Raw genomic sequence first — 25,833 nt, forward strand, 5'->3', positions numbered from 1 at the left:
TTGACTGGCTTTAATGATGTTAGCTCGGTGGCCCTTAGCTTAAGCGGGTATCCTTATAGACTTGCCCCCCTTTGATAACCACCTTTATATTCTCCGCATTGGCGAGAATATCGAGATCCTCGACAGGGTTACCCTGCACAAACAGCATATCAGCGTATGCCCCTTCGCGTAGTACCCCAATCTCGCCTTCCGGATATGGGTCGAGCAAACCTGACATCTTAAGCAGCTCCCCTGCATCTGAAGTGGCCTGCTTCAAGCCACGCAGCGAGCCAAAATATTTCTTGCGTGCTGAAAACTCAGCATTTTGGCGCGCATGTACCTCGGGCGTTCCAATAAGATCAGTACCAAACGCACATTTCAGACCATACTTTTCTACCAACTCTGCCTGCTTGAGCAACCCCTTGCCGACCCGCTCCGTCTTTTGATAAAGAATTTCGCTATCCAGCGGGATTTGACGGTGGGCGATCATCTCGGCGGTCGCATACTGCGGCACCACCCATACCTCTTTGTCCAAGCACATCCGGGCAATATCATCATCCATAAAGGTCGCATGTTCGAGAGACTTAACCCCTTCCTCAATGGCAATTTTCATCGCCGGCCCGGCATGGATATGGCTACATACGTAGGAACCGTAGTTCGTTACCGTCTCGACAATCGCACGCAACTCCTCGCGGGTGTACTGAATTGTATCAAGCGGATCGAATAGCGAAGACGCACCACCACCGCCAAATACCTTGATATGCGATGCACCCATAAAGATTTGATCACGCGTCCGCTTAAGGCACTCCGGCACACCGTCCGCCAAAATCAAATGCCCCTGACGCATAAAGCTGGAATCTTCAATCCCTTGGTTGAACACCGAACGCTGGGCTCGGTTCTGACGATAATCAGCATGGCCGCAAGTTTGCGAAATCGCACCATAACTTGGGTAAATGCGAGGGCCAGGCACAAAGTCACTGTCGATACTCTGCTTGAGACCATAGCAATTGCTACCCACATCGCGCACCGTGGTAAAACCGCGCTCAAGCATTTGCTTGGCGATTACGGTGGAACGAATTGCCACTTCCTCTGCTGTCATTTTATCCAGCGCCAAAAACGTATCAGACATGGCAATGTGGGTATGCGCATCAATAAGGCCGGGGATCACCGTATAACCCGTAGCATCAATCACCTTATCGTACGCAACCGCAGGATCCTGCTGTTGAGCGATCGACTGGATCCTGCCGTCCTCAATACCGATATAGCAATCAACCGTCAGCGTCTCGCTGATCCCATCAAACAAAGAGACATTCTTAATCAATACTTTCATTGTCTTCTCACTTTTCAGGTGAAATCAATTTATTCAACAGTACGCAACCGACTCAAATCACCGCCGATGCGCAAGCGGCATCAATTTTTTCCAATTCAATATGATAGGCCTCGATAATCTTCTCAGCCGATGCATCAATATCAGCCACAGTGGTATGGCAGTTAAGCACCGAGAAAAGCATGGTTTTCAGCCCCTTGTACCCAGATGTAGACGGATAACAAAAACCTTCTTGCTGTAAACGATGGACAATGCGTGCCGTCAGCACATTGCGAAACTCATCATCGCCTTTACCGAACTGAGCTGAGAATCGATTCGAGACCACATCGTTTAGGATGGTAATGCCGTCAACATTGCGTAGACGGTCGGCCATACGACGGGCCAAATCACAACAGGTATCCAGGTGGTCTTCTATTCCCTGCCTGCCAAGGGCCTTAATCGCCGCGTAAACCGGCACTCCACGGGCACGGCGCGACGCCGCGATACCAAAGTTAATGGCGTTGCGATCCGGCTTGGCAATGGCATCTGTCAAATAGGCCCCCATACTGTTGCCCCCCATCGCCTCAGCCAACAGGCTCGCATCACGCACAATTACCACGCCACTGTCATAAGGCATGTTGAACCACTTATGACCATCGGTATCCCATGAGTCGGCTTTTTCAATTCCTTTTAGCATCGGCTTTTGCTTTTCGCTCGCCGCCGACCACAAGCCTATCGCGCCATCGACATGCAGCCAGGCATTCGGGTGACGACTGACACAAGCGGACAACTCCTCGAACGGATCATAGGCCCCCGAATCAATACAGCCTGCCTGAGCACAAACCAATGTCGGGCCATCACATTGTGCAAGCACGTCCGAAATGGCATCAGGAATAATCCGTAGATTCTTGTCTGTCGGGATAGTCTTGATATCGCACTCGCCCATGCCAATCATCCACAACGCTCGCTTGATCGTTGAGTGGATCTGGTCACTCACCACCACGTTGATCCGTGGGGCGTCATAGAGTCCTTTTTTGGCGACATCCCAACCCGCCCGTTTCAGCAATGCATTGCGGGCAGTAATCAAGGCGGTATAAATCGCCTCCTGGGCGCCAGATGTAAAGCCTACGCCCGCAGTGTGCGGCAAGCCTAGCAATTCAAGTAACCACTCGGCGGCAGTTTCCTCGGCAACGGATGTCGCCGGGCTAGACACATAATATGGAACATTCTGATCCCAAGCGCTCACCAGCCAGTCAGCTGCAAGCGAAACCGGAAAACTACCGCCGATCGCGTATCCGAAATAACGCGGGCCACCTGACCCAATCAGACCCTGTTCGATATTCTCAGCCAATTCATCGATCACCAACTTGGCATCACTCGGTGTTTGCGGCAACGGGCCCCCAAGACGCGAACGCAATTCATCACTGCCGATCTGCTTGTCGATTGGTCGCTCTGGTAGCGATTCCAAATAGTCCACTGCGTGACCCATAGACGAATTGAGTAGTTCTCGATATTGGGTAAATTGATGGCTCATGACGTACCTCACTAACAATGAAAGTTACCGTCTAAATTAATGATTCTCTCCTCAATTACTTACCATTTCACGCCAATCCAACGCTAAAGTTTTGCGAGTTAATTCATCGTTTTGAACGAGCAAATGACCATTTTGTAGTGCTGATAGTGTTTATTGGGCATTATTCAAAGGGGTTCATACGGGTTACACGGAAGTCGAAATGGAATTTACTCAAACAGGCATTATTCTAAAAACGGAAAAGTACAATCACTGCGTCCGTTTCTATTCCAAAATACTCGGTCTTTGCCTTGTATCTGAAAAAATTGAAGGTGAGTTCAGAATGTCTGAATTCAACTTTGGGGGAAGTTACCTGTTAATTGAAACCGGTGGTAAGGCAAGCCTTGAAGAAAAAAGCTCGACCGAAAATCCTACCGTATTAAGATTTGATATTCCTGATGCCAATATTGCTATTGCATATTTGCAAAATCATGGGGTTCAAACAGCATATTACACCTATGATTGGGCCAATATCATTATCATCATTGACCCAGATGGTAACCGTATTGAGTTAAAGGAAACAAAATGATCGGTTACCAACGAGACCAGTTAACGCTTCTTCTGTTAATGAATATAATATTAACAACCACATTACTGCCTATTGTGTGGGTATTTAGCAAGCAAACCCGCTATGAGTTCTACTTAACAAAACTATCTAACTGGCTGCGTATCGCCGGTTTATATCGGTTAGCGATATATTTTAGCAATAAGGTATTTAAAAAGACAAAATCACAAGATAATAAATTCTGGGCGACTCACGCTCTAGCAATATCGTATCAATATGCTGGTGATCTAATTTTGGCAAAATGCTACTTCTATGCCGCTCGCGAAGATGCCAATGAATACCAAATGGGATTAAGCTACTATTATCATGGTAAGTTTATGGTCGAAATCGGTGAACTAGATCTGGCTCAAGACTATTTCCGGCAAACCATAAGATTATGCTCAAATAACAACAATGATAATTTGCTCAAACAAACTCAAAGAGCACTAACAGGGCTTCACGAACTACAACAAACACTAAACCATCCTTATGTACACGGCGAAAACACACCTAACTCGATAGCACATAATGATACCTAAAAAAATAGTGAGCCATTATGGCTCACTATCTAGGGTGCGTCCCTCAACTCAGTATTTAAACAGGCTCACAACGTCTTTAAGCTGATCCGCCTTGCCTTTTAACTGGTTGACCTCCAAGACAGAACAGCGGGTCGATTCCTTGTTTTCATCGGCCTTCTCACTCAAAGAGGTCACATTCAAAGCCAAATCTTCAGAGGCTTTGGCCTGCTCATTCACCAAAAGAGTGATTTCAGCCATCCCATCACTGACTTTGCTTATGTTCGTCTTGAAGTTTTCCAGTGACTCATTAGCCTGATCGGCAAAACGCGTGCTTTCATCTACACCAATCACTGCATGATGCATCATATCTGAGGCATCTTTAGTATCCGTTTGGATAGACGCAATCATCGTCCCGATCTCAATTGTTGCCGTTGCCGTTCGCTCTGACAACTTCCTAACTTCGTCGGCAACAACGGCAAAACCCCGCCCTTGATCACCGGCACGAGCAGCTTCGATCGCGGCATTAAGCGCCAACAAATTGGTTTGGTCTGCAATATCCTTGATCACCTCAACAATCGAGTGAATATCCTCAGCCTGCTGATCCAACTTTGCCAATTTATCAGTCATAATTAATGCTTCTTGCTGAACAGCTTTGATACTGTTTAGTGCAAGATTAATTGTTTTGACTGTACTCTCGGTCAAATCACCAAATTGTGACATTTCTCCACTAGCAGCCACAACGATCCCGGACACACTCTGTGAACTGGCAGATAATTCCTCAACAGCCGTTGCACCAGCGCGAACATCATGTGCTTGAGCGTCGTAACGGTCAGACACCTCCTCCATCAAATGTTCAAGTTCGGTACAATTATTGTTTACACTATTAACCGCTGTGTCGATATCTGTGATCTTCACCTGCAAGGCAGCCATGAATGTATTGAATGCCTTGGCCATCATGCCAATTTCATCACCGCTTCGAATACTCAAACGGCGCGTTAAGTCCCAATTGCCATTCGCTAAAGATGTTAATGTATCATTCAGCACATATACCGGATGAGTTATCTTGCGGCTAAACCACGCTGCAATAATAATTGATACTAATAGAAGAATTACAGCAAGAATCAGAGTATTAGTTATAACTCTTTTTTTCATATTAGCGATTGCAGCAATCGAAACATCGGCACCGATTACGTGTAACTCACCGTTCGAATTCCTAAACGGAATAAATATAGACCTGAAAACACCAAATTCTCCTTGGTATTCTTCATATTGAATCTGAGATGTTTCAAATGCTTTACGCATCATTGCTGGTACAATTTCGTACTCTTTATGATACCAATTTTTATAATCTCCGCGACCAATTTCATCCGGTGATTTATTAACAGATGTATAATAAACCCGACCATTCTTCATATAAACTGAGTAGATATAGTCCAAACCAACTTTTTGGTTAAAATCAGTCAGTACCGACACAATACGATCATAATCATCAGCATGGTCGTTATTCATGCTTAAGAAGTCATCACCAATTATAGCTTGAGCCGCATAAGCCGACGTACGTAACTCAGAGTCATATGCTGAATAAGCTCGTTTCACTAATGTATTATAAGAGATTACGGATAACACACTAATAATCAATATTGCAACGAATAAAAAACAACCTGTAAGTTTGAATTGAAGAGAACGATTATAAAAAAGCATAGAATTCATGTTTATATTTATTGATATGATTAATTATACGTCCGTTTTTATAAAATGAAAGGTATTCAGGCCTTGATGCATACCAAACAGGTTTTATATTTCCTTTCCGTAATACAATAGCAACTCAAAGCGTATATTTGCTTCGCCTTATTAATAATATAAACACCTTTACAAACAAATTGAAAACACCCAAACCCCAAAATACAAAAAGAGCAACCATTCAATTACAAGTTGCTCTTTAGGTATGTATCAGGTTATTTATCCCAATGTGATATATTTGGGCTGTTACTTATATTTATCGCCAGCAGCAGCTACAAATGCCATTTCGACAAGATAATCAGGATCCGCTAGCTCGGCTTTAACACAAGCACGGCTCGGAGCACAACCTTCAGGAAAGAAGGCATCCCAAATTTCATTTAATGCATCGAAATTGGCAAAATCAGTAACATAAATAGTTACCGACAAAATTCGCGATTTATCGCTATCAATCTTTGCCAAATTTGCTTCAGCCTGAGCAAGGATTTGTTCTGTCTGTCCTTTGATATCCGCTGAGGTATCGGTATCTGCCACTTCAACAAAATGTGCAATACCATTAAATACCGTGATATCAGACCAACGCTTACAAGGGTTAATACGGTGAATAGTCATAACTGCTCTCGGTTAGTGATTTAACCGCGTTATTTTAATAAAAAAACACCTTGTCACACAGTTTTTTCTCCTGCAACGCGGTGTTTGCTGCTGCTAATAAATCGCTTTGTCCGGATCAACTTCACCATATAGGGTATTGCACACATCCCCCAATGCGGGTTCTAAGTAATCTCGTATAGCATCAATGGAATCAGCCTGCCACATACACTGGCAGCATTTCTGGTAGTCATTAACGATGGTGGAACATAATCTCATCCCAGCGGGGGCTTCGCTGATGGCTACATCTGCCTTACGCCAGAATCTTGCAGGATCTGTTATCTCATGCTCAATCACTATATACATGTGCATCGCCCCTTGAGATTCGTATCATGACATCTCACTACACCAGTCTCACTGACTCGACAATATAAGGATACAATCAGCAAAGTTACGATGTCAGGTCTGTCGTGTCCTGACACACCAAATCTGGCTGAAGTTTCTCAATCTGTCCGCGTAATGTGTGACTTATTTCTGCCTTTCTGTGAGTGTTGAAATCAAACATCACTATATCCGCTTGCCCATACGTTGTAATTTGCTGCTGCTGGCGGCTTACAATAATGTACTCCATCGTAAAACGGTCTTTATCCAAAGCGCTGACCCGACTTCCAACCAGTAAGGTGTCCGGATAGGTTACCGGCAAACGATAACGGCTCTGAGTACCACTAAGAACGGGTCCAACACGGCTTTCCTTCAACTCTTCCATTAAACCAATATGGGTGAAATAATCTAACCGTGCCGTTTCAAAATAGCGAAAGTAAACAACGTTATTAACATGCTGCAATGCGTCCATCTCACCCCATGCTACGGGAATTTCTGTGATCACAGGGTATCCATCCAACAAGCTATCCATATTCGCCTCCTTGCCTTTTACTGAATTCTTAAACGTTTGTTTGAATATTAGTCCATAATTCGCACTCCCCCAAACACCCCATTATATTAAATGACTAGCACATTGATGATGTAACACACAGGTCAGCGTCTACTTTTTAAACACAAATGAAAGCCATGTGTAAATTTTCAACGTTAAACAACAATAAACTTGATTTTATAAAGGATTACGTAGGCTTTTGCGGTATTCTAGCAGCCCAATTTTATCCTGATGCCCAATGGCGGCGTCAGGAAAACCAAACAGGCGCCGAAGGGCCACATACACACTATGCTTTACGACAATAATCTTCCAATCCGCTATCCGAAAGGTAATTTCGCCATGGCGACGGTGTACAGTTTCACCGGCGCATCAATTCTGGCCTCTATCATTTTTTCCCTATTGCTGTTTTTGTCTATTGACGAAGACCCAATGATGCAAATCCTGTTCGGCGGACTCGCCGTTATTTTCGAATTAGGCAAATTTTTTGCCTGGTACGAATTTGGCGAACGTCGTGCACGCCGCAATTACACCGGTGCTTTTTCTGCATTTGCCTTTTATGCCGTATTAGCAGCAATCTCTATTGGTGGTTCGGTTGGCGGTATCAACAGCGCAACGAATCAGGCGCAAAGTCATGTCAATGTTCAGCAGAGCAAGATCAACAACTACAACATGCAAATTGAGGCGATTGAAGATCAAATCAAACTCAACAACGTCGCCGCTGAGAAATATATCCAAATGGAGCGTATCGCTACTGGTGTGACCCGTATCCAGAAAGAAAATGACAAACTGCGCGAACAACAAATGGCGTTGGCAGCAGAGCGCGACAGTCTACCGGTTGTCAGCCAAGGCTCTGTGATCGGCCTGATCGACAGCTTGGCTAAATCACTGCACATTAAGACCCAAACCGCCCAACTCGGCTTGGTGATTTTCCTTTCTGTTTTGCTGGATTTCTTTGCGGCTTTCTTTGTTGGGCTAATTGGTGAAGAGCTGCGTTTTCGCAACCAATTCAAAAACAACAATACGATTACCATCGATAGCTTTGCTAATTGTGAACCGAAAGAACCAGAGTTACTGACTCATTACTACCAAGGGTCTGATGAAGAGTTCTCAGCCGGTGATGAGCAGGCAATGACAAAACAAGCACCTGAACCTGTCGAGCCTAAAAGCCTCTATGAACAGGCTATCGATGCACTAAGCCAAAACAAGGTTAATTGCACCAAACGTGCTGTTACCCAATATCTGAAAGTAACCAACGAAGACGTCGATGAGCTATTCAAGCGCTTTATGGATGAAGGTATTGTCAGCAAGAAACCGAATAACCACTACCAATGGCACGGCGTAGCTACTTCTGAAAGCTAACATTTCGCATCACAGACAAAAAGCCAGAGTCGTACTCTGGCTTTTTTTTTGATGTTACGCAGTGAATCTTTATCACAAACAAGCAAACAAACCATTAACAATTAATTTAATTTCGCTTGATTGCTGATATCATTTTGATATTGGCACACATACCCATCAAGAATATATAAATTGAGAATAAACTCATGAAGATACTGAAAACGTCGATTCTTTCAAGCCTATTGCTACTTTCTGCAACTGTATCAGCACATGAATATAATGCAGGTTCACTGACCATTGACCATCCGTGGTCCAAACAAGTACCGCCATCATCATCCGTCGCAGCCGCCTTTTTTGATATTGAAAACCACACGAATAAAAACGATGAGTTGATTGCGGCTAGTTCTCCAATAGCAAAAACAACCGAACTACATGCTCATATACATCAAGACGGCATGATGAAAATGCGCGAAGTGCCTGCGATAACAATACCCGCCAATGGCAAAGAATCACTCAAACCCGGCGGTTTCCACATTATGTTTTTCGAATTGGCAGAAGTACCGAAACTAGGTGAAACCTTCCCGCTGACATTGACCTTCAAACATGCCGGCGAAGTAGAAGTAAATGTCAAAGTAGAAAAAGCAACATTCACTCCTAATAGTAATAAACAACCAGCAATGAACAGTGAACATGCACATCACTAAGATGATCCTGTGACAATACATCAGGCCGCGCTGCGGCCTGTTTGGGGAGATTGCCGCTATGCTCGCTCTTCACCAGATCCAAGGTTATATCCAAACAATCTATCTCGCTGAATATCAACACGGGCTACTTCTTCTCGATAGCGGCTGTTATGCTGACGTACCCACCATATGCAACTTCATTGAGACGCAACTCAAACGGCCAGTACATGATTTAAAGCTCACCGTAGTTACCCACATGCACCCTGATCATGCCGGGGGAGCAGCCAAATTACGGCAAGTAACCGGCTGTAGCATCGCCATGTGCCGTATCAAAAAACACTGGTATCAAGGAATAGACGGTAAATTAATGTTCCTAACCGATATTCTATTAGCTAAATGGGTCGCCAAACGACTCAAGCGTCCAACAAAGCGGCTGTTGTTCTCCCCGTGGCTCAAGGCGGATTTTCTACTAGACGACAATGAATATCTCCCCTATTTTCCTGACTGGAAAGTCCTCTTTACCCAGGGCCATACCGATAGAGACTTATCACTTTACCACCTGCCACTAAATCGCATCTATGTAGCAGATCTTATGGTCAAAGTTAAAGAGCACTATATTCCGCCTTATCCTATCTTTCATCCCACCCGCTACCGAGCATCTTTAGAACGTATCTTTCATCTAGCGCCTTCATCATTGTTACTCGCTCACGGGGGAGAAATAAGGCCCAGCCAATCAATCCAAACTCATATCCTGACACTGATCCCACACAAGCCAATAACCCATTGGCATTCAGTCAAGAGTAAGCTCTTCAAGGTATACCACACTCTCTTGGCTTCAAATAAAAAAAGCCCTCTGTCATAGAGGGCTTTACGTTACGTCGTCACTTCAATTAATCACGGGCGTAACCGTTATTGTAATGCCGAACGTCCGGCACAATATTATGCTTATTCAACAAACGATACATGGTTGCGCGTGACACCCCCAGATCCTTAGCCGCCGAGGCAACTTGACCGCGATGGGTTTCCAACACCGCCACCAAAACATCCTTCTCAGCTTCATCTTTAATATTACGCAAGCTTTGTTTCAGATTCGCTTTGCTCGGCAGATCAAAGTGCTCCGCCCTCACCTCATTACCTTCCGCTAGCAAGGCCGCTCGTTTAACCTGATTAATCAGTTCACGCACATTACCCGGCCAGCTATAACGAAGCAGCAACTGTTTTGAATCCTCAGAAAATGTCGATGCCATCGTGCTATATTCACGCGCAAATTTCGTCAAGAAGGTTTCAGCCAAAAGGAAAATGTCAGACCCCCTTTCGCGCAGAGTCGGAACCTTAATATGAAAAACATTCAAGCGGTAGAACAGCTCCTTACTGAAATCACCGTTGGCAACAGCAGCTTCTAGATCTGCACTTGAAGAGGCAATGATGCGTATATCCGCCATATCCTCTTCTTCAATGCCTTCCATGGTTGGTGCTGTGAGGTACCCCAACAACACTTCCTGAAGCTCTTTTGACAATTCGTCCACATTGTCGAGCATCAAGGTTCCATTGAACCGCGCCCCATCCTCTTGACGATAGGAGCCATCAAGCAATGCCATTTGCTCATCATGACGGTTCAGCGCAGCACAGTTTACACAAACAAATTGGGTATTCTTACGTTTAGACAAATTATGAACAGATTTAGCAATCAGTTCTTTGCCCGTTCCATTTTCCCCTGTTAAAAACACATTGACCTCGGTCATTGCTACCCGACGGACCATATCTCGTAGTTGCTTGATTGATTTAGATTCGCCAAAAAGTCCCATATCGTGCTTAGACGTTATTTCAACCCAAGAACTGGCTTCAATCTGCAACATACCAAGCTGATGCCCTATCGTCGACAACAGATGGCTTCCCGGAACGGGAACAGAGAAATAATCGATACAGAAATTATTAATAAATTGACAAATAGCATCTGTATTTAATTGCTCTTTCTTTATAATTGCTATCCACTTAACTTGTTTGGTTTTATTTGCACGCAAAGAAATACTATTCAAACTAAAATCGTTATTACTTAAATCAACAACACAAATACATGGGCTATACTCCTCGAGAATTGAATCTACAGTCCGTAAATCATAACAACAATGGGTTTTCCAACCTGATTGTTCCAAGAGCGCAATCCAAGGTTCGTAGTTACAACCAATTGCAACCAAACGACCGTCAATTGTTTTGTTTTGACTTTGAGCCACCATCTAAGTCACCTTCTGTCAATTTATACTTATTATCGATGTATTAAAAATATAGAAGAGCTTTAACTATTTTGCAGCGTATCAACAGTAAGAAACCTTATATAAATCTAGTACATTTTAACTAAACATATAATATAAATATAATTATCAATGACTTATGAAAATCAAAATAGTTATATAAATACTGAACTTTTCATCGTCACTTAAAATTCTAACAAAACAAAAAAGCACTACATAACATGTAGTGCTTTCAAAAAGACAAAAAAGTTACATTTAAACAATTTTTATTCTGCAACAGGTTTAATAACCACTGAAAAAGATCGCATTCTCTAATCGGTTATTAAATAAGTTTTGCTGGTTGAAACTCTTGATGTCCGCCTCAATATCTAATACCGTCTGCGTACTAATATGCGTATTATCAGCCGAGTTTTGGACCACATAACCGGAAACATCACTACTTGGTGTCCCCGTGACAATATTATTATCACCTATACTAACCACTTGAAGTGGATCTGAGTGATCATAGGTTCTACTTCCATCCTTGCTCTGTAATATACCATTATTGAATGTAAAATCAGCAATATGGGTAGACAGAACTGTTTCGCCATTAATTGCTGTATTTATGGATAATCCAATACTGATGATATTATTATCTAAAGATACAAAACCACCCCGCATAGATGACATTTCATCATCTGACAAACTTGTCAGACCCAAATTATCAACACCTATAAAATTAATAGATGCTTGTGCAATTATTGCTGTACTACTTATTGCTGAAGCGATCAATACACGAGTGAACTTTCTCATACAAGCCTCTAATATTCATTCGCACCAGGCAGAGTAATACTGAATGTTGACAGTGAATCTCTAACAACAGCCTCTGACGATGGTGAGGGGGTATATATATTATAGTTATCATCGGTAATAAAACTCTTCCTGCCAACTTTGGCCTGATTCTTTACCAACAATACTGCCCCTTTATAATATGATTTAAAATCTTCAATAGGCATAGTCAGCGTCCCTCTAGAAGGGTCACCAAGTATGACATTCTTACTATTCATACCTTTAATTACAACAAAGTGCATATATCCATCAAAATTTACAATTGTTATTGCAGGTATACGAATTTTGTTAAATTTTTCAAGTGGGATATTATAACCATCTGCATCCAACCCTACAGATATTAGGTATTTTTTCATATCCAACATTGAAAAACCTTGTTTTTCTATTTTATCTTTGTCTCCATTTTTGAACATATATTCAAAAATAACATTTTCATGAGCTTCTATTCCGTAGTGAAATTGTAGTAATGAAGCAACAGCAGCAGATCCACAACTAAAGTCATATTGCTGCCGAAACACATCACCGAATAATTGCTCTTGATAGCTTTTAACCTCAACATTAAACCCGCCGCGATTCGGAAAATAATCAAGAGCGAATACATTCCCCGAAACAACGAGGCTAAGAAGCATCACTATATTTATCTTCATGCGCTTTGCTGCCTTATTGAGATAACAATTAACCTATCTAATTCAAGATTAAGCCATCAAAGACCACTTGCTTTATCATTTTCGATACATTAACCCAAACACTGATCTATACACCGAAAAGAAGAAAGGGCCTTTCGGCCCTTTATCTTAGTAACCACCAGTACCTGGCGATACACCTGAGCCAACAAGCGCTGCGTTTGTACTTGTACTTTGCTGAACCATTGAGTTATTACCCACGTTCTGACCAGCAATGCTGATACCTGATGCAGAATTGTAAGCCATGCCCATGGTGTTACTGTGATCGACCATCACATCACCAGAACTACCTTTACAACATGCTCCACCATAAGTCACTTCTGTATCCATCACAGTGCCATAGATAACACTTGAGGCGATGTAGTCATTAATTTCTTTATCAATGTCAACATCAATCGACTTATCCCAGCTTGAGTTATTTTCTTTGTGTTTTTCATAAGTATTGCCGACATTTTTCATCAGCAATTTATCATCGTCGTAGTAGTAATCTTTCTTATAATCAACGCTTTTCTCGTAATTCAGCTCTTTTTCGACGCTAACTGTTTTGTTCTTGCTACCTTCAATCGTTAGGTCACCGTCGTAATCATCATAGCCGCCGTAACCACCACCATAACCGCCACCATAACCCCCATTTGCAAATGCCATTGGTGATGCAATCATTGCTGCTAACAGCATAACTTTTGTATTACGCATAATATTACTCCAAACTGTTGTTTTTTAATTATATTCACAATTCTACTATCAATAATTCTTACTATATCGAGGAATTAGCAAAAATCGAATGAAGAACTGTTATGCCCTGCGAAATCCAATAATAATAAATTATACATTTATAAGTTCAGTTATTATTTATCATCAATAGATAGACTAACAATCACTTCAATGTCAGATTTACAACGGTTGCATTTTGTATCAACACATTATTACCTGTGTTTTGAACGATATTAAACACACCTGATGAGTTACTTAATGAACCAGCATCAATTATATTATCACCAGTAGTATTGTTATATGCTGAGTTACTTGCAACATCACCTTGCATATCTGAACTCGCATGGATATTATCGAGCTTTAACTCATATTCACCACCTCGAGACACAGATAGAGTATCATCCGAAAGTGTTTGCGAGCTTGCTAGAATATCCAACTCATCGGCAGCTATACTACAAACGCTGAATAAAGAAGCTGCAACCAGTGTTAAATATTTCATGGTATCCTCCTGAGGGCTGATGACCAGCCCTCAGTAATAATAAATTATTGACCGGCTAACATCGCATTGGTACTTGCACTTTGTTGAACAAGTGAATTATTACCTGCATTCTGACCGGCGATATTAATACCCGATGCCCCAGAGAATGCACCTGTCATGTCGTTATGATGAGTAACTTGCAATGAAGATGGTGCTGACGGACCGTAACCACCACCTTTTTTACCGTAGTAACCACCACCATTACCCTCGCAGCAACCTGCACCATAGGAAACTTTACTGTATGACACTACACCATCAAGATCTGATGAGGCCATGTTAGTAGTATGAGTCAAATCAATATCCCAATCTTGACTATAATCATGATGGCTATTGTCAACATACTCATGTTTCTTGGTATTATTGACGTTCTTCATTTTCAAAGTATCGTCATCAGAGTAATAGCTTTTTTCAACATTGTAATCTTTATCAATATTCTTAGTTAACGTTTTATCAATGTCTTTATTATATGAGTCAGTAATTGTTTTATCGTTTCCATCATCATAACCGTATGGGTTATATGGGTCGTAATATGAATTTGCCAGCGCCAATGGAGAAGCGATAACTGCTACTAATAGTGCGATATTTGTTTTACGCATGATCTTACTCCAAATGTATTGAGTTCTTTTTTTATAATCACTCGCACGTTTCCGGCGAGATACCTTAACTATAGCGATGGCAAGTTTTATTCATGTATTATTTTTAATAAAAAGAAGACAGGAAAATAAAAATAATTCTGGCTCGTAATATGCCGTGAAATACATTTCAAATAATGAGTAACTGTCTCATTTTTTTAAAACATAGAATCACTCATTAAATATCAATTTTAATACCCCATCTCAATAATTAATCAGCCGGGCACGTGTTCTCAACATTAAGACGTTGATTGATATTCTCACGATACCATTCATTCTCATAGCGACTATGATTTTCTTATTAGAAAAACAAGCTGTGTCATTACTCATCCGGTGTTATGTAATGGCTTTTTGGGAAATAGACTAAGTGAGGGTACCGTGAATAGTTACTATAACTGTGGCCTGATTACGCTGCTTACCCTATTGGCAGGGCCAGTAGCGGCAGATGATTCATCGAATGCCAATGAAAAGCCCCGGGTGGTACAAACTGTCGCCGACCTACTTGATCCTGACCTACCCGGCGTTCTTACCCCCAAAGGCTCTTTTGTTCTAGACAGTAGCTTTTCGTTTACCCAGAACTCATCCAATACCGTTTCTGTTATTGGTTATACCGTACTGCCATCTTTACTGGTTGGCTTAATTCAAGCTAGTGACACGGATCGTACGACCCTAACCCTTGGCCTTAGTGGGCGCTACGGAATCACAAACCGCCTAGAAGTTGAGGCCCGAGTACCATGGGTATACCGCTATGATTCTATCTCTAGCCGAAACTTCAATGGAGATGGTAGCGAGGAGCCAGAAACACGTACCTTTAGTGACAATGATCTCGGCGATATTGAAGCTGCATTCAAATACCAAATCAACATGCTAGAAGCCCCGTATTGGATTGCAGGATTGAGGTTTAAAACCACCACCGGCAGTTCACCTTACGAAGTTTCAGCAAATGACCAACTCGATCTCGAAGAGCTACCAACTGGTTCTGGCTTTCCTAGTATTGAACCGAGTGTCACGATGATCATGCCTATCGATCCTGCTGTTATTTATGCCAGCCTAAGCTACATCTGGAATATAGAAGACGATGTCACCATCACTGATAGCAACGACAACACGAGCAACAGAACGATTGATTTAGGGGATACCATTGGCTTAAGTGCAGGCATGGGCTTTGCCGTAAATTCTAAATTTTCATTTAGCTTGGGATTGAGCCACAAGACTATACTAAAGTCGAAAATCGATGGCAGTACCGCTCCTGACGCCAAACTACTTCAGTTGGATTCAATCTCAATGGGGGCCAATTACGCCATAAACCGTGAAACCACGCTAAATGTCGGTGTCAGTGCGGGCCTAACAGCCGATGCACCTGATTTCCAGCTCACCGTCAGAATCCCCTATACCCTCAAATAACGTCGCTATCGACCTCCCTGCCCATCTTGGGCAGGGATAACTCAATGACTAAAGTCTAATTTTCCTCTATGCTATGACGCTATTACTATGTGTCACAGGAAAACAAGTTATGTCCGCGCCATTAACACAGTCACAAATCGATGACATTCTGGCTCTTGATGCAGAAAAGCGCTTTAAATATCTGGTTAAAGAGGTGGTTTCTAACCGTGAAATCTGGATTTTGACCGATGAGCACGGCTGCGTAATGCTCAATACCGACGAAGAAGACGGCGTACCTGTATGGCCGAATAAAGAATTCGCAGAGCTATGGGCAACAGGTGAGTGGGAAGAGTGTAAAGCCGAAGCCATCTCACTTAACAAGTGGCACAGCCGCTGGACGTATGGACTGGAAGATGACGAACTAGCTGTAGTCATTTTCCCAGACCAAAGCGAAGAAGGTTTGGTTATTTCACCTGAAGAGCTTGATTTTGAACTCAAGCAACAGGCTCGTAAGTAACAGGTCCTAACATAGCGATACTAACAAAGGGGGGAGCATATCTCCCCTTTTACCCATACCAAAGTCAATACTTTGCACAGGAGAAAGTGCCATGGAGGCGTTACTCAAGCAATTGAAACACACACCCGAAGTGGTTAGTTTCGAACAGGTAATGGCTATTATCAACGAGCATTACCACTACCAAGCAACTGATTTTAGCAATGGATTAGGCAGGGAGACCCTGCACAACCTTGCCGGTATAAATGAAGGATCATGCCGAATTTTTGCTTTTGCCAATTTGCATCAGCTATCAGAGGCAGAAACACTAGCATGCTTTGGTGATTATTACCGTAAAGATGTGCTACCCCACCCTGATCGCAACGACCATAAAAATATTCGCCTTTTCATGAAATACGGTTGGCAAGGTATTCGATTTAACACGCTTCCCCTAACAGAAAAAAAATACGCATAAGACAGTAGGGGGGCCGTCTCTTCTTAAGGGCTTAAGGGCGAGTTATATTCGCCCTAATCAGCGAAATTTACTTCAAAGCCGTTTGGCACACATTACATTTCTTCGGCGGAGCCGTGAAAAATGGGCTGCGATTAGGGCTGGCGCAAGACGGGCAGAACTTTGTGGATCGAATCGTTAGCACGGTTAACGGCACCATAAAGAGCGCTATCCCAACCATATATACAATCGGAGGCTGCATATAGGCAATCACACTCGCAATGGCCATATTGCTTCCCGTCGTGAAATACGGCCATAACTTACGCTTCTTATCCGCATCTGTGCCCCTATGAAAGAGCATATAGCTTACCACTGTCATTAAAAGCCAAGCTGCTCCCAGCATGATCAACGCATCTTGTTGCATGAGTAACCTTTATTCCTTTGTTGATGAATAGACTCGAGCTGGCTCAAGTTGCTATATCCTACCATTAAATAATCAATTCAAAATATTGGCTTGGTGATCAGCCTCACATTGAAAACCTCAACGATGGGAAGGCGGTCACAACCTCACTGATTTATAGGTATTTTTCGCCTTTATTCATATTGAAATTCCCCCTTTCGCCCAGATATCTTAAGTGTCAGAGAGCGCTGGCGGAATGTGTTGTTAGCTTGTGCTCTTCATTTTGCTACTACTGTATGTGGCATGATTAAGGAGTTTTAATGATCCCTAAATCACTGTTTAGAACATGCTTTGTTCTACTATGTGTACTCGGACGTGGCCCTGTTGCCAATGCATCAATTCCGCAGTTTACTGATTCAGATATTGAACATCCTTCACCAATTCAAGGAAGTAAAGACAAATTCCAGCACTCTCTTAGCGGTCTCTACGCCATCCCATCTGCTGCCGCCCATGAACTCAAACAACCCTATGCTGATTTCGATACCCTCTACAGCAAAGGTGAAGTTGCTCAAGCTGAACTCAAACAGCTTCTAACGCAAATTAGCCTACATACCGACACCAAACCTATTTTGCCGGGGATTAAATCCAAGCAGCGAGCAAAATTCAAAGTGGATACCGAACTCAACGGGCATGCCGATAAACTCACGGATCTTGCTCGTGGTAGCCTTATCGCTAAAGATATTCCATCGCTAATTGACGCATTCGAATTACTCGGCCATGAAGCGACAATTATAGAAACAAAAAACCGCTTCAAATCTCCGGCGCCATCAGGCTACCGTGACCTGAAAGTTCTGATTTCACTTACCAATAGCCAAATCATTGCAGAAGTACAGCTTCACCTTGAAACCATCGCGGAGATCAAGAATGGACCTGAACATGAAATCTACGAGACCATTCAGCAACTTGAGCGCTTGGCCATTGCAGAAGAACGTGAACTCAACGAGTTTGAGTTGGCGAGGATCAAACAGCTCCGAAGCACATCTCTAACTATGTACCAGCATGCTTGGCATCACTACCTACAACCAAGTGGCCTTACCGCCCAGGCAAGTTAGCCAGTCAATCATTAGGGGAGCATAAGCTCCCCTTCTTTTAATAAAGCCAATGGATTTTACTGTCAAACGTGCTCAATATCGCATTTATGCACATTATCCAAATCCCCTAAAGACCATAAGCAGTTAATTCATCTGGCGTTCAGATAACTCTGGTAGTCTTGCTGCCATAGACAACACAACCTCTACGACTCTTTTTACTGCTGCTTATAACGCATGCGATTACCGTTTACGTAGAGAGCCTACATATAGGTTCCCCTAGGAGTTGTTTAATGGATCTGAAATCGGTACTTCGTACTTGCTTTGTCCTGTTCTTGCTTAGCCGTGGTACGGCTATTGCAGCACCATCGACATCGAATTGTGCAAGGCTCGATTATGAAATATCGCCAAAGCAAGCTGAAGCAAGCAAACAGTCTTTTCAGCGTAGCTTAAGCGGTCTATACAGTATCAATAGCTGGCGACAGGCTAATATTATGCAGCCATATGCGCACATCGATCAGCTATATCAAGTTGCCCCTAAGGCCCAACTTGAGCTGGCTACCTTGGTAAAGGAAGTCGGCATGATTTCTAAGACCACGACGGTATTGCCTGACGTTAAGTCCAAAGATCGTGCAGAGGCGAAAATCGCCAGCGAGCTTAACGGAGACGCATCAAAAATTACAGATTTGGCACGAGCATCCATTGTTGCGGATAACATTCCCGAGTTGGTTCAGGCTTTCGAGCTAATTGGTAAAGAGAGCCAAATTGTTGCGGTAAAAAACCGCTTCAAGCAGCCGAATGCTTCTGGCTACCGTGATTTGAAAGTGCTGGTAGAGCTGCCGGAAAGCAAAATGATTGCTGAAATTCAGTTGCACCTCGATGCCATCTCTACCGTGAAAAATGGTGATGAGCACGCGATCTACGAAGAAATCCAAAAGATCGAACGAAATGCGACCGATCAAAGCCGCGAGCTAAGCGAATTTGAAGTAGCGCAAATAAACAAACTGCGCACCACATCGAAAACGCTGTATCACAATGCATGGCAGAAATACCTGCAACCTAACCGCATTGCCGTTTAACCTTCCCCCTAAGGCCGCCTGTTTATATCCGCAGCGGCCTTCTTTTTCCATCACCGTACCCGTTGTTCATCGTAAAATTGCTATAAAGCAACGACTCACACTCTGTTGCTTGCAATATAGGCACTCTGGGCATATCTTCTGAGAAAGGTCTTAATAAGGACAGCGGCAATGCAAGAAGAAGAGTATCAACCAATCCCTTGCGGAAACTATGACTATATTGAACTTGCCTGTGTATACCACTATGACGTACTTATTACCTGTATCGATCATAGTGTCTATCAGGGGATCTGTATGGATACACAAGCCCGGGCCGATAAATCTGAATGGCTACTGTTAAAACACGGTGAAGATATTCTTCCTATCCGAATGGATCATCTGGAGAGTATGAAAGTTTTGAGCCCCGGCGCACAGTTTAGCGAGGTGCAATTTAACTAGCGCAATGTATATCTTCTTCAGATAGCAAAAAGGGCACGCTAGGTGCCCCTTCATTGTCTGGTTAACCGCCAATATGGCTTAGCAACTATCTAAGCGGTTCAGTCTTACTTCTGGACCATAATTTCAAGAATCTGTACATCCGTTTGAGTCATTGCACCGTTTGCCAATGCAGACATATTACGGATAGTCGCATCCACATCGTCGGCCACAATTCCTTCGTTGCCTGTAACGCGGATACCATCGAGTGCCATCAGGGCTGCCTTAATTGCGGCGCTGGCCGAAGAAGACACTTTCATTGCACAACTTGTTTTGGCGCCGTCGCAGATGATACCGGTAATATCACCAATCATGCTGCAAATTGCATTGCTGATATGATTGAACTGGCCGCCAAGAAGCCATGTCATCCCTGCTACCGCTCCCATCGACGCCGTTGTCGCACCACAAAGGGCAGATAGCTTGTTTTGGTAACTCTTGATATAAATGGCCATTAGATGAGACATCATCAGCGCACGTAATACCGTTTCGCGGTCAGCCTTAATGTGTTCAGCCACTACGACCACTGGCATTGTCGCGGCAATCCCCTGATTACCCGAACCTGAATTACTCATCGCCGGTTTCATTGCACCATCCATTCGGGCATCTGAAGCCGCGGATGTACGACGCAAGATATCCGTCATCAACCCACCAGAGATCAAGCCACGATCCACATTGCGCTGGAACGTCGCACCAATTTGCAACCCATACTTGCCTGTCAGCCCTTCTTGAGACAAGGCTTCATTCAGCTCGTAGGCCTGAGAGATAAACTCAATATCAGCAAGAGGTGCATGCAAGGCGAAATCATAAATATCCTGCGCCGTCGCCTCATCAAATACGTTGATCTCCGGCTCGCTCACTGATTTCTCTGCCAGCTCGGCAGAAAAACGGATTTCACCATTGACGGAAACAGAGACAACCTGTGTATGAGAATCAGCAATAATCACGGTAGCAGAATGCTCGCCGGCACCTACTGTGACCTTGGCAAAAAGGATATTGGGCACCTGTGCCACGCCAACCGACACCGCTTTGGCATCAAGCATCTGCTTGGCTCTAACGACATCTTCTTGGGTGATAGATTTCAGCACTTCCAGTCCGGCATCGGGATCGCCAGCCAATGCACCCACGGCAGCAGCGACAGGCAAACCAACCATGCCCGTTCCCGGTACGCCTACCCCCATACCATTTTTCATTAGGTTAGGTGAAACATGCACATCAATATATGCAGGCTTACATTGCAGTTCGCGCGTTGCTATCGCAGCGGCAAGCGCAACAGACACAGGCTCTGTACAACCTAATGCAGGTACAACTTCGCGTTTTACAGTATCGATAAATCCAGACCAGAGGTGCTTTTTCATTGCTATCAACCTATACAATTTGCAGGGGCTGGCTACTAGAAGACAAAATGAGAAAGCAGTAGCCATGTTATTGTTATGGCTGCTAATTTACACCATCATCAGGAGTATATTTTGCTCAAAAATCCTATCAGAAAACGAATTTATAGAAAATTTTTCTCTAAACGCTCAAAAATGATAACTAGATTCTTCCTCAACTGTCATATCACAAATCATCAGAGTTAACAGATTGATTAAACAACCGAAATCGCTGTCAAACCATACCAATTCCACTCTGAACAAAATAATCAGCTAACCCGACTGTCATTTTCCACTGCTACTCCCTCTGTGCTCACACAGACTCTAAAAGTACCATGGTTGGAAGTAACTCCCTTACGACGAATGAGTTAGATGAGTTCGCAAGTACGGTGAGACCCAAAAAGGAAAGGAAAAAGCAAAGAGAAAGTAAATATAAAAGACAACAGCAGCACTTGGCTGCTGTTTTCAGGAATTTTATGCAACTGACTGCTGCGTTTCAGGCAGCAATTCACTGACAATGCGTTTTAACAAAAAGGTTTCGCGCTCAATCGACATCCCTTTTTTCTCGCTGTTTGCCATTGTATGTTCATTGTGGGCAATAGCATCGAAGATATTAATCCACACCGGTTTCATACCGTTGTTGACCTCGTAATCCTCAAGCTTAGTTTCACCCAACTCAGGATCAATGACACAAACAAAGCAGTAGGACTCCATGTGCATAATGTCGAAATCCGTTTTATACCAAGGACGATATTCCTCATACATACCGAATTCTTCAATATCACGAATATTACGGGCGCCCGTCTCTTCTTCCAGTTCACGAATCAAACCGGCAACTGCATCTTCCCCTTCATCAATACCACCGCCTGGCAGTGTGTAGTCATGATAGCGCTCGGTGTATAGCATCAGAATGTCGGTCCCGTTTAGGATAATGCCTCGAGCCGCTTTTCGATGAAACATCGTCCCATCAAGGTTCGCCAAATCAGGATGCACAGTTGATTTCAATAAACGCATAGCCGGTTTGTCTCTTCTTACCTACAACAAAGCGGTGAATTGTAGCGATCCATTTAGGTTCGCGCAATTCACCGCTCAATATTCGTCTTGTTCCATCTCCTACACGGAAGGAACCACCTCTTTTACCAAGTAAACAATCGCTTGAAGAAGTTTTCCACCTTGTCCGCACACCCCTGCTTTAGGTTTCCATTGGGATCCCATGCTGGTAGGTGTGTTTGGCCAACGCAGCTTTGCGACAGCACGCCGTACTTATTCTGGTAATAGTCAAAATCAGTGATCTGGGCAGGCTTACGCAACACCAAGGGCTCCGGGTCTCGGTGCTGGATATAGTCGGCATACAAGTGCAATGGGCCAGAAGAACCGGTCAGCTTCACCGCCTTGTTATCATCACGCCCCATCCAGATGGTAACAACTTCCCTGCCGTCAATACCCACATACCAGCTATCGCGGCCTTTGTCGGATGTACCGGTTTTTCCCGCAAGTCGGGAAGACGGCAAGACATTGTTCAAGTAACGCCCGGTCCCCTCAGAGACAACGCGCTGCAAACTGTACATTGTCAGCCAGGCAGCCTGCTCAGACACTTGCTGCGACGATACAGGCAGACTCTGATACAGTACGTTGTCGTCCTTATCAACCACCGCGCTCAATGCTGTCAAATCGCTCCTACGGCCTTCATTGGCAATTGTCTGATACATCTGCGTCACTTCAACCGGGGTCAGGGTAAATGCCCCCAGCAACATTGATGGTAGCTCCGGAATTTCATTCTTATCGATACCAAGGTGATCCATGGTATCTATGACCTTATCCAGACCCACGGCCATCCCCAGATTCACCGTCGGAATATTGTATGATTTCGCCAAAGCCCGATAGAGCGGCACTTCACCACGGAATTTTCGATCATAGTTACGCGGTGACCAACTCTTCCCCTTATCATCCCGCAATGTTAGCGGACGATCTGTCAAACTCGTTGCCAATGAAAAACGTTTCGGCATCTCCAAGGCCGACAGATACACAGCAGGTTTAACCACCGACCCGATCTGACGCTTAGCATCCACAGCACGGTTAAAGCCATCGAAACCCGGTTTGGCACCGCCCACCATGGCACGAATTTCACCCGTTGTGCGGTCAGCAATCACCACCGCAGTTTCCAACTCGTTACCCGCACGTGATTCTAGCGTCGGTATCACTTTATTGACCGACTTTTCAATCATGGCCTGTGATCGAGGATCCAATGTGGTAAACAAACGCAAGCCCTGCCCCGGCTTGTAATCCTCTACCTTCTCGCTCAGTTCGCGCTCAAGCTGGCCAAAATAGGCAGGCTGCTTGTTGGCAATGATCCCCTTCGCCTGTAAATCCAACGGTTTGTTAATCGCCACCGAGTATTGCTTTTCATCCAACACCCCATTGTCAGCCATCAACTTCAACACCAGATCGCGACGGTTTTTCGCACGCTCAGGATAACGCCATGGATTATAGTAAGAAGGGCCTTTTACCAAACCAACCAGCAAGGCCAGCTGATCGGTCCGCAGCTCCGACAAAGGCAAACCAAAATAAAAGCGAGCACCCAAGGCAAAACCATGTACAGCATCACGCCCACTTTGGCCTAGGTAGATTTGGTTTAAGTAGGCATCCAAAATCTGATCCTTGCTGTAACGATAATCAAGGATCAAAGCCATATAGGCCTCTCGGAATTTACGCCACAAGCTGCGCTCACTCGTTAGAAACAGGTTTTTCGCTAATTGCTGCGTCAAGGTACTGCCACCTTGTACGGTACGACCCGCTTTGACGTTAGCAACAAAAGCACGAATGATCGCGGTCGGCGACACCCCGTCATGTTCGTAGAAATCACGATCCTCAGTAACAATTAAGGCATCGATCAGCGCTTCGGGCATCTCCGCTTTGGCTTGATAGATCCGCTGCTCGTCTGACTGTGCCTCAAGCATACCAAGTAGCTTAGGCTCTACCGCAAAGATCCCCAGTTCACGGTTAGAATCCGCGTCGCTAATCTTACGTACTTTAGCGTAGTCAAAAGTCACGACCACATGGCGTGCCGGTTGTTCACCGTCACGAAAATCAAACGGACGCCGAATAAATTCAACCTTCAGGCGGCTGGTACTGTATTCCCCGGGTTTAGAGGGTGATTTGACCTTGCGGTAATTAAGCACCTCAAGCTCTTGAACAAGATCGTCATAGAGCACAGGCGACCCAGGTTCAAGCGTTAGCTCTCGCGCATAGACAACAGACGGCAACTGCCATAACTGCCCCTCGAACTTTGCTGAGATTTCATCGTTGATATCGAATCCCATCTTGACCAAACCCGCACTGGCCAGCAATGTTCCGCCTAGCAAAGAGTACTTGACCCACTTGCCAATACGGCTTGGCTTCTTCAAGGTGTTTGCGGAAGACGAAGTAGGTGCTTCGTTATTTTGGGCCGATGTCGGTTGCCCTGCGGATACTGCTTCCTGCTGATTCGCACCGGAGTTATTAGGATCATGCTGATTACTCGGCATCTGTTGCTTGGCCATAATTCACCGTAGGTCTTATATCAATCATTCGCATTGCGAGCGAGGACCTCGTCGATACGAGGCAGATAGCAGCATAAAGCGGCAAGGCGCAAGACATTACCCCATGCCGATAACCCGATTGTCATGGTTTTGTCAAAGCCAGAGTCACCTCACACTACTAGTATTTACTTTCAATTTCTTACACAATAGCGCCCAAACGACATCAAATGATTGCAAGATCCACGCACTGAGAAGCAAAACTATGGAACGAGATTACACACTAGAATGCCTGATGACGATGCCGCGTCACGAGCTGGAGGAATTCAGCCTTCGAATCGTCAACCGCATGGTTCCAGAAGACGTAATGAAAGAACTCTTCAATTTTGAAGAGGAAGAAGTCAGCAGCCAAGAGCGTATGCTATCGGCACAATTTGATGCCATGCTCCGCATGAATGCTATCGCATTGGGTGAGGTCCGTAATATGTTTGCCGAATCGGACAATGCCGAGCAAAATATCGAGCGTATGTCTCGATTACTGCTATGGCATTTTTACGCTATGTCATTCAATTTGGAAGAAGCTATTTCTCTTGAAGACCATTGCGCGCAAGTCGACAACATTCTAGCTAACCCACCTAAAGATACTTTCGGTTGGGTGAAGACACTCACCGAACTGCTTCATACATACGCCTCGATGCATGAAGGCACTGACGAAGCAGCGGCACATTCCGAGGCCAACCAATAAAAC

28 protein-coding genes are annotated in these 25,833 nt (G+C 44.1%); 12 read left to right on the forward strand and 16 right to left on the reverse strand.

The features are described from left to right. Positions 1–34 precede the first annotated feature (34 nt). Together ACSF8X_RS20170 and ACSF8X_RS20175 are read right to left on the reverse strand one after the other, a co-directional pair. Positions 35–1,309 carry a metal-dependent hydrolase family protein gene (locus ACSF8X_RS20170; protein WP_047878187.1) on the reverse strand — a complete coding sequence of 425 codons (1,275 nt, stop codon included), beginning with the start codon at positions 1,307–1,309 and terminating at the stop codon, positions 35–37. A 52-nt stretch (positions 1,310–1,361) separates the two neighbouring features. Beyond that, complete coding sequence (locus ACSF8X_RS20175; protein WP_047878188.1) at positions 1,362–2,819, reverse strand: pyridoxal phosphate-dependent decarboxylase family protein; 1,458 nt, start codon at positions 2,817–2,819, stop codon at positions 1,362–1,364. 199 nt (positions 2,820–3,018) lie between these two features. On the opposite strand from ACSF8X_RS20175, the gene ACSF8X_RS20180 reads away from it, so the two are divergent. Together ACSF8X_RS20180 and ACSF8X_RS20185 are read left to right on the forward strand one after the other, a co-directional pair. Continuing rightward, positions 3,019–3,384 (forward strand): VOC family protein, encoded by a 366-nt coding sequence (locus tag ACSF8X_RS20180; protein WP_500851241.1) that lies wholly within the window; start codon positions 3,019–3,021, stop codon positions 3,382–3,384. Further along, positions 3,381–3,938, forward strand: coding sequence for a hypothetical protein (locus tag ACSF8X_RS20185; RefSeq protein ID WP_500851242.1), 558 nt, complete (start codon positions 3,381–3,383; stop codon positions 3,936–3,938). Before ACSF8X_RS20180 ends, ACSF8X_RS20185 begins: the two co-directional genes overlap by 4 nt. Before the next feature lie 48 nt (positions 3,939–3,986). On the opposite strand, the gene ACSF8X_RS20190 is transcribed toward ACSF8X_RS20185, so the two are convergent. The 4 genes from ACSF8X_RS20190 to ACSF8X_RS20205 form a co-directional block, all read right to left on the reverse strand. Next, a complete protein-coding gene (locus ACSF8X_RS20190) occupies positions 3,987–5,627 on the reverse strand; it encodes a methyl-accepting chemotaxis protein (protein ID WP_500851243.1) in 1,641 nt (546 codons plus the stop codon). Positions 5,628–5,903: 276 nt separating this feature from the next. Then, on the reverse strand, positions 5,904–6,266 hold the full coding sequence (locus ACSF8X_RS20195; RefSeq protein ID WP_047878192.1) for a RidA family protein: 363 nt from the start codon (positions 6,264–6,266) through the stop codon (positions 5,904–5,906). A gap of 93 nt (positions 6,267–6,359) precedes the next feature. Further along, positions 6,360–6,608, reverse strand: a complete 249-nt coding sequence (locus ACSF8X_RS20200; protein WP_047878193.1) for a hypothetical protein — start codon at positions 6,606–6,608, stop codon at positions 6,360–6,362. A gap of 85 nt (positions 6,609–6,693) precedes the next feature. Further along, positions 6,694–7,155, reverse strand: a complete 462-nt coding sequence (locus ACSF8X_RS20205) for an acyl-CoA thioesterase (RefSeq protein WP_500851244.1) — start codon at positions 7,153–7,155, stop codon at positions 6,694–6,696. A 306-nt stretch (positions 7,156–7,461) separates the two neighbouring features. Between ACSF8X_RS20205 and ACSF8X_RS20210 the strand changes: the two genes are divergently transcribed. The 3 genes from ACSF8X_RS20210 to ACSF8X_RS20220 all read left to right on the forward strand — a co-directional run bounded on the left by ACSF8X_RS20210 (position 7,462) and on the right by ACSF8X_RS20220 (position 10,056). Beyond that, positions 7,462–8,532: a US12 family protein gene (locus ACSF8X_RS20210; protein ID WP_047878195.1), complete on the forward strand. Its 1,071-nt coding sequence runs from the start codon at positions 7,462–7,464 to the stop codon at positions 8,530–8,532. Positions 8,533–8,717: 185 nt separating this feature from the next. Continuing rightward, positions 8,718–9,215, forward strand: a complete 498-nt coding sequence (locus tag ACSF8X_RS20215) for a copper chaperone PCu(A)C (protein ID WP_047878196.1) — start codon at positions 8,718–8,720, stop codon at positions 9,213–9,215. 58 nt (positions 9,216–9,273) lie between these two features. Then, positions 9,274–10,056 (forward strand): MBL fold metallo-hydrolase, encoded by a 783-nt coding sequence (locus ACSF8X_RS20220; protein ID WP_500851245.1) that lies wholly within the window; start codon positions 9,274–9,276, stop codon positions 10,054–10,056. Between the two features lie 28 nt (positions 10,057–10,084). Here ACSF8X_RS20220 and ACSF8X_RS20225 read toward each other — a convergent pair whose 3' ends face one another. From ACSF8X_RS20225 to ACSF8X_RS20250, 6 genes are all read right to left on the reverse strand, one after another. Beyond that, on the reverse strand, positions 10,085–11,428 hold the full coding sequence (locus ACSF8X_RS20225) for a sigma-54-dependent transcriptional regulator (protein WP_500851246.1): 1,344 nt from the start codon (positions 11,426–11,428) through the stop codon (positions 10,085–10,087). A 297-nt stretch (positions 11,429–11,725) separates the two neighbouring features. Beyond that, positions 11,726–12,235 carry a hypothetical protein gene (locus ACSF8X_RS20230; protein ID WP_047878199.1) on the reverse strand — a complete coding sequence of 170 codons (510 nt, stop codon included), beginning with the start codon at positions 12,233–12,235 and terminating at the stop codon, positions 11,726–11,728. A gap of 8 nt (positions 12,236–12,243) precedes the next feature. Next, the gene (locus tag ACSF8X_RS20235) at positions 12,244–12,918 is read right to left on the reverse strand and encodes a C39 family peptidase (RefSeq protein WP_047878200.1); all 675 of its coding nucleotides are present in this window, start codon (positions 12,916–12,918) and stop codon (positions 12,244–12,246) included. Positions 12,919–13,065: 147 nt separating this feature from the next. Next, the gene (locus ACSF8X_RS20240) at positions 13,066–13,647 is read right to left on the reverse strand and encodes a hypothetical protein (protein WP_047878201.1); all 582 of its coding nucleotides are present in this window, start codon (positions 13,645–13,647) and stop codon (positions 13,066–13,068) included. Positions 13,648–13,828: 181 nt separating this feature from the next. Beyond that, entirely contained in the window at positions 13,829–14,164 is a 336-nt protein-coding gene (locus tag ACSF8X_RS20245; RefSeq protein WP_047878202.1) for a hypothetical protein, read from the reverse strand. 44 nt (positions 14,165–14,208) lie between these two features. Beyond that, positions 14,209–14,799 carry a hypothetical protein gene (locus ACSF8X_RS20250; protein WP_047878203.1) on the reverse strand — a complete coding sequence of 197 codons (591 nt, stop codon included), beginning with the start codon at positions 14,797–14,799 and terminating at the stop codon, positions 14,209–14,211. A gap of 414 nt (positions 14,800–15,213) precedes the next feature. Between ACSF8X_RS20250 and ACSF8X_RS20255 the strand changes: the two genes are divergently transcribed. From ACSF8X_RS20255 to ACSF8X_RS20265, 3 genes are all read left to right on the forward strand, one after another. Beyond that, a complete protein-coding gene (locus ACSF8X_RS20255) occupies positions 15,214–16,239 on the forward strand; it encodes a transporter (RefSeq protein ID WP_240478272.1) in 1,026 nt (341 codons plus the stop codon). Positions 16,240–16,348: 109 nt separating this feature from the next. Next, the gene (locus tag ACSF8X_RS20260; protein WP_047878204.1) at positions 16,349–16,735 is read left to right on the forward strand and encodes a DUF2750 domain-containing protein; all 387 of its coding nucleotides are present in this window, start codon (positions 16,349–16,351) and stop codon (positions 16,733–16,735) included. 91 nt (positions 16,736–16,826) lie between these two features. Continuing rightward, positions 16,827–17,186: a HopJ type III effector protein gene (locus ACSF8X_RS20265; RefSeq protein ID WP_047878205.1), complete on the forward strand. Its 360-nt coding sequence runs from the start codon at positions 16,827–16,829 to the stop codon at positions 17,184–17,186. A 67-nt stretch (positions 17,187–17,253) separates the two neighbouring features. On the opposite strand, the gene ACSF8X_RS20270 is transcribed toward ACSF8X_RS20265, so the two are convergent. Then, entirely contained in the window at positions 17,254–17,586 is a 333-nt protein-coding gene (locus tag ACSF8X_RS20270; protein ID WP_500851247.1) for a hypothetical protein, read from the reverse strand. Positions 17,587–17,882: 296 nt separating this feature from the next. On the opposite strand from ACSF8X_RS20270, the gene ACSF8X_RS20275 reads away from it, so the two are divergent. The 3 genes from ACSF8X_RS20275 to ACSF8X_RS20285 all read left to right on the forward strand — a co-directional run bounded on the left by ACSF8X_RS20275 (position 17,883) and on the right by ACSF8X_RS20285 (position 20,164). After that, a complete protein-coding gene (locus ACSF8X_RS20275) occupies positions 17,883–18,674 on the forward strand; it encodes a nucleotidyltransferase family protein (RefSeq protein WP_047878207.1) in 792 nt (263 codons plus the stop codon). A gap of 269 nt (positions 18,675–18,943) precedes the next feature. Beyond that, positions 18,944–19,729 (forward strand): RelA/SpoT domain-containing protein, encoded by a 786-nt coding sequence (locus ACSF8X_RS20280; RefSeq protein WP_500851248.1) that lies wholly within the window; start codon positions 18,944–18,946, stop codon positions 19,727–19,729. A 168-nt stretch (positions 19,730–19,897) separates the two neighbouring features. Further along, positions 19,898–20,164 (forward strand): Rho-binding antiterminator, encoded by a 267-nt coding sequence (locus ACSF8X_RS20285; protein WP_500851249.1) that lies wholly within the window; start codon positions 19,898–19,900, stop codon positions 20,162–20,164. A 104-nt stretch (positions 20,165–20,268) separates the two neighbouring features. Here the strand turns inward: ACSF8X_RS20285 and ACSF8X_RS20290 are convergent, their stop codons facing one another. The 3 genes from ACSF8X_RS20290 to mrcB all read right to left on the reverse strand — a co-directional run bounded on the left by ACSF8X_RS20290 (position 20,269) and on the right by mrcB (position 25,094). Further along, positions 20,269–21,555 (reverse strand): L-cysteine desulfidase family protein, encoded by a 1,287-nt coding sequence (locus ACSF8X_RS20290; RefSeq protein WP_047878210.1) that lies wholly within the window; start codon positions 21,553–21,555, stop codon positions 20,269–20,271. 489 nt (positions 21,556–22,044) lie between these two features. Further along, positions 22,045–22,584, reverse strand: a complete 540-nt coding sequence (locus tag ACSF8X_RS20295) for an NUDIX hydrolase (protein ID WP_047878211.1) — start codon at positions 22,582–22,584, stop codon at positions 22,045–22,047. Positions 22,585–22,706: 122 nt separating this feature from the next. Beyond that, positions 22,707–25,094: a penicillin-binding protein 1B gene (gene mrcB, locus ACSF8X_RS20300; protein ID WP_500852133.1), complete on the reverse strand. Its 2,388-nt coding sequence runs from the start codon at positions 25,092–25,094 to the stop codon at positions 22,707–22,709. Positions 25,095–25,350: 256 nt separating this feature from the next. Between mrcB and ACSF8X_RS20305 the strand changes: the two genes are divergently transcribed. After that, positions 25,351–25,830: an exoribonuclease R gene (locus ACSF8X_RS20305; RefSeq protein WP_500851250.1), complete on the forward strand. Its 480-nt coding sequence runs from the start codon at positions 25,351–25,353 to the stop codon at positions 25,828–25,830. The last annotated feature ends 3 nt before the right edge of the window (positions 25,831–25,833 follow it).

The organism is Photobacterium panuliri, from assembly GCF_059920555.1.

What these genes read in the sequence shown, in the direction of transcription:
- ACSF8X_RS20170 (WP_047878187.1), bottom strand. Translation starts at nt 1,309, where the DNA reads ATGAAAGTATTGATTAAGAATGTCTCTTTGTTTGATGGGATCAGCGAG.
- ACSF8X_RS20175 (WP_047878188.1), bottom strand. Translation starts at nt 2,819, where the DNA reads ATGAGCCATCAATTTACCCAATATCGAGAACTACTCAATTCGTCTATG.
- ACSF8X_RS20180 (WP_500851241.1), top strand. Translation starts at nt 3,019, where the DNA reads ATGGAATTTACTCAAACAGGCATTATTCTAAAAACGGAAAAGTACAAT.
- ACSF8X_RS20185 (WP_500851242.1), top strand. Translation starts at nt 3,381, where the DNA reads ATGATCGGTTACCAACGAGACCAGTTAACGCTTCTTCTGTTAATGAAT.
- ACSF8X_RS20190 (WP_500851243.1), bottom strand. Translation starts at nt 5,627, where the DNA reads ATGAATTCTATGCTTTTTTATAATCGTTCTCTTCAATTCAAACTTACA.
- ACSF8X_RS20195 (WP_047878192.1), bottom strand. Translation starts at nt 6,266, where the DNA reads ATGACTATTCACCGTATTAACCCTTGTAAGCGTTGGTCTGATATCACG.
- ACSF8X_RS20200 (WP_047878193.1), bottom strand. Translation starts at nt 6,608, where the DNA reads ATGTATATAGTGATTGAGCATGAGATAACAGATCCTGCAAGATTCTGG.
- ACSF8X_RS20205 (WP_500851244.1), bottom strand. Translation starts at nt 7,155, where the DNA reads ATGGATAGCTTGTTGGATGGATACCCTGTGATCACAGAAATTCCCGTA.
- ACSF8X_RS20210 (WP_047878195.1), top strand. Translation starts at nt 7,462, where the DNA reads ATGCTTTACGACAATAATCTTCCAATCCGCTATCCGAAAGGTAATTTC.
- ACSF8X_RS20215 (WP_047878196.1), top strand. Translation starts at nt 8,718, where the DNA reads ATGAAGATACTGAAAACGTCGATTCTTTCAAGCCTATTGCTACTTTCT.
- ACSF8X_RS20220 (WP_500851245.1), top strand. Translation starts at nt 9,274, where the DNA reads ATGCTCGCTCTTCACCAGATCCAAGGTTATATCCAAACAATCTATCTC.
- ACSF8X_RS20225 (WP_500851246.1), bottom strand. Translation starts at nt 11,428, where the DNA reads ATGGTGGCTCAAAGTCAAAACAAAACAATTGACGGTCGTTTGGTTGCA.
- ACSF8X_RS20230 (WP_047878199.1), bottom strand. Translation starts at nt 12,235, where the DNA reads ATGAGAAAGTTCACTCGTGTATTGATCGCTTCAGCAATAAGTAGTACA.
- ACSF8X_RS20235 (WP_047878200.1), bottom strand. Translation starts at nt 12,918, where the DNA reads ATGAAGATAAATATAGTGATGCTTCTTAGCCTCGTTGTTTCGGGGAAT.
- ACSF8X_RS20240 (WP_047878201.1), bottom strand. Translation starts at nt 13,647, where the DNA reads ATGCGTAATACAAAAGTTATGCTGTTAGCAGCAATGATTGCATCACCA.
- ACSF8X_RS20245 (WP_047878202.1), bottom strand. Translation starts at nt 14,164, where the DNA reads ATGAAATATTTAACACTGGTTGCAGCTTCTTTATTCAGCGTTTGTAGT.
- ACSF8X_RS20250 (WP_047878203.1), bottom strand. Translation starts at nt 14,799, where the DNA reads ATGCGTAAAACAAATATCGCACTATTAGTAGCAGTTATCGCTTCTCCA.
- ACSF8X_RS20260 (WP_047878204.1), top strand. Translation starts at nt 16,349, where the DNA reads ATGTCCGCGCCATTAACACAGTCACAAATCGATGACATTCTGGCTCTT.
- ACSF8X_RS20265 (WP_047878205.1), top strand. Translation starts at nt 16,827, where the DNA reads ATGGAGGCGTTACTCAAGCAATTGAAACACACACCCGAAGTGGTTAGT.
- ACSF8X_RS20270 (WP_500851247.1), bottom strand. Translation starts at nt 17,586, where the DNA reads ATGCAACAAGATGCGTTGATCATGCTGGGAGCAGCTTGGCTTTTAATG.
- ACSF8X_RS20275 (WP_047878207.1), top strand. Translation starts at nt 17,883, where the DNA reads ATGATCCCTAAATCACTGTTTAGAACATGCTTTGTTCTACTATGTGTA.
- ACSF8X_RS20280 (WP_500851248.1), top strand. Translation starts at nt 18,944, where the DNA reads ATGGATCTGAAATCGGTACTTCGTACTTGCTTTGTCCTGTTCTTGCTT.
- ACSF8X_RS20285 (WP_500851249.1), top strand. Translation starts at nt 19,898, where the DNA reads ATGCAAGAAGAAGAGTATCAACCAATCCCTTGCGGAAACTATGACTAT.
- ACSF8X_RS20290 (WP_047878210.1), bottom strand. Translation starts at nt 21,555, where the DNA reads ATGAAAAAGCACCTCTGGTCTGGATTTATCGATACTGTAAAACGCGAA.
- ACSF8X_RS20295 (WP_047878211.1), bottom strand. Translation starts at nt 22,584, where the DNA reads ATGCGTTTATTGAAATCAACTGTGCATCCTGATTTGGCGAACCTTGAT.
- mrcB (WP_500852133.1), bottom strand. Translation starts at nt 25,094, where the DNA reads ATGCCGAGTAATCAGCATGATCCTAATAACTCCGGTGCGAATCAGCAG.
- ACSF8X_RS20305 (WP_500851250.1), top strand. Translation starts at nt 25,351, where the DNA reads ATGGAACGAGATTACACACTAGAATGCCTGATGACGATGCCGCGTCAC.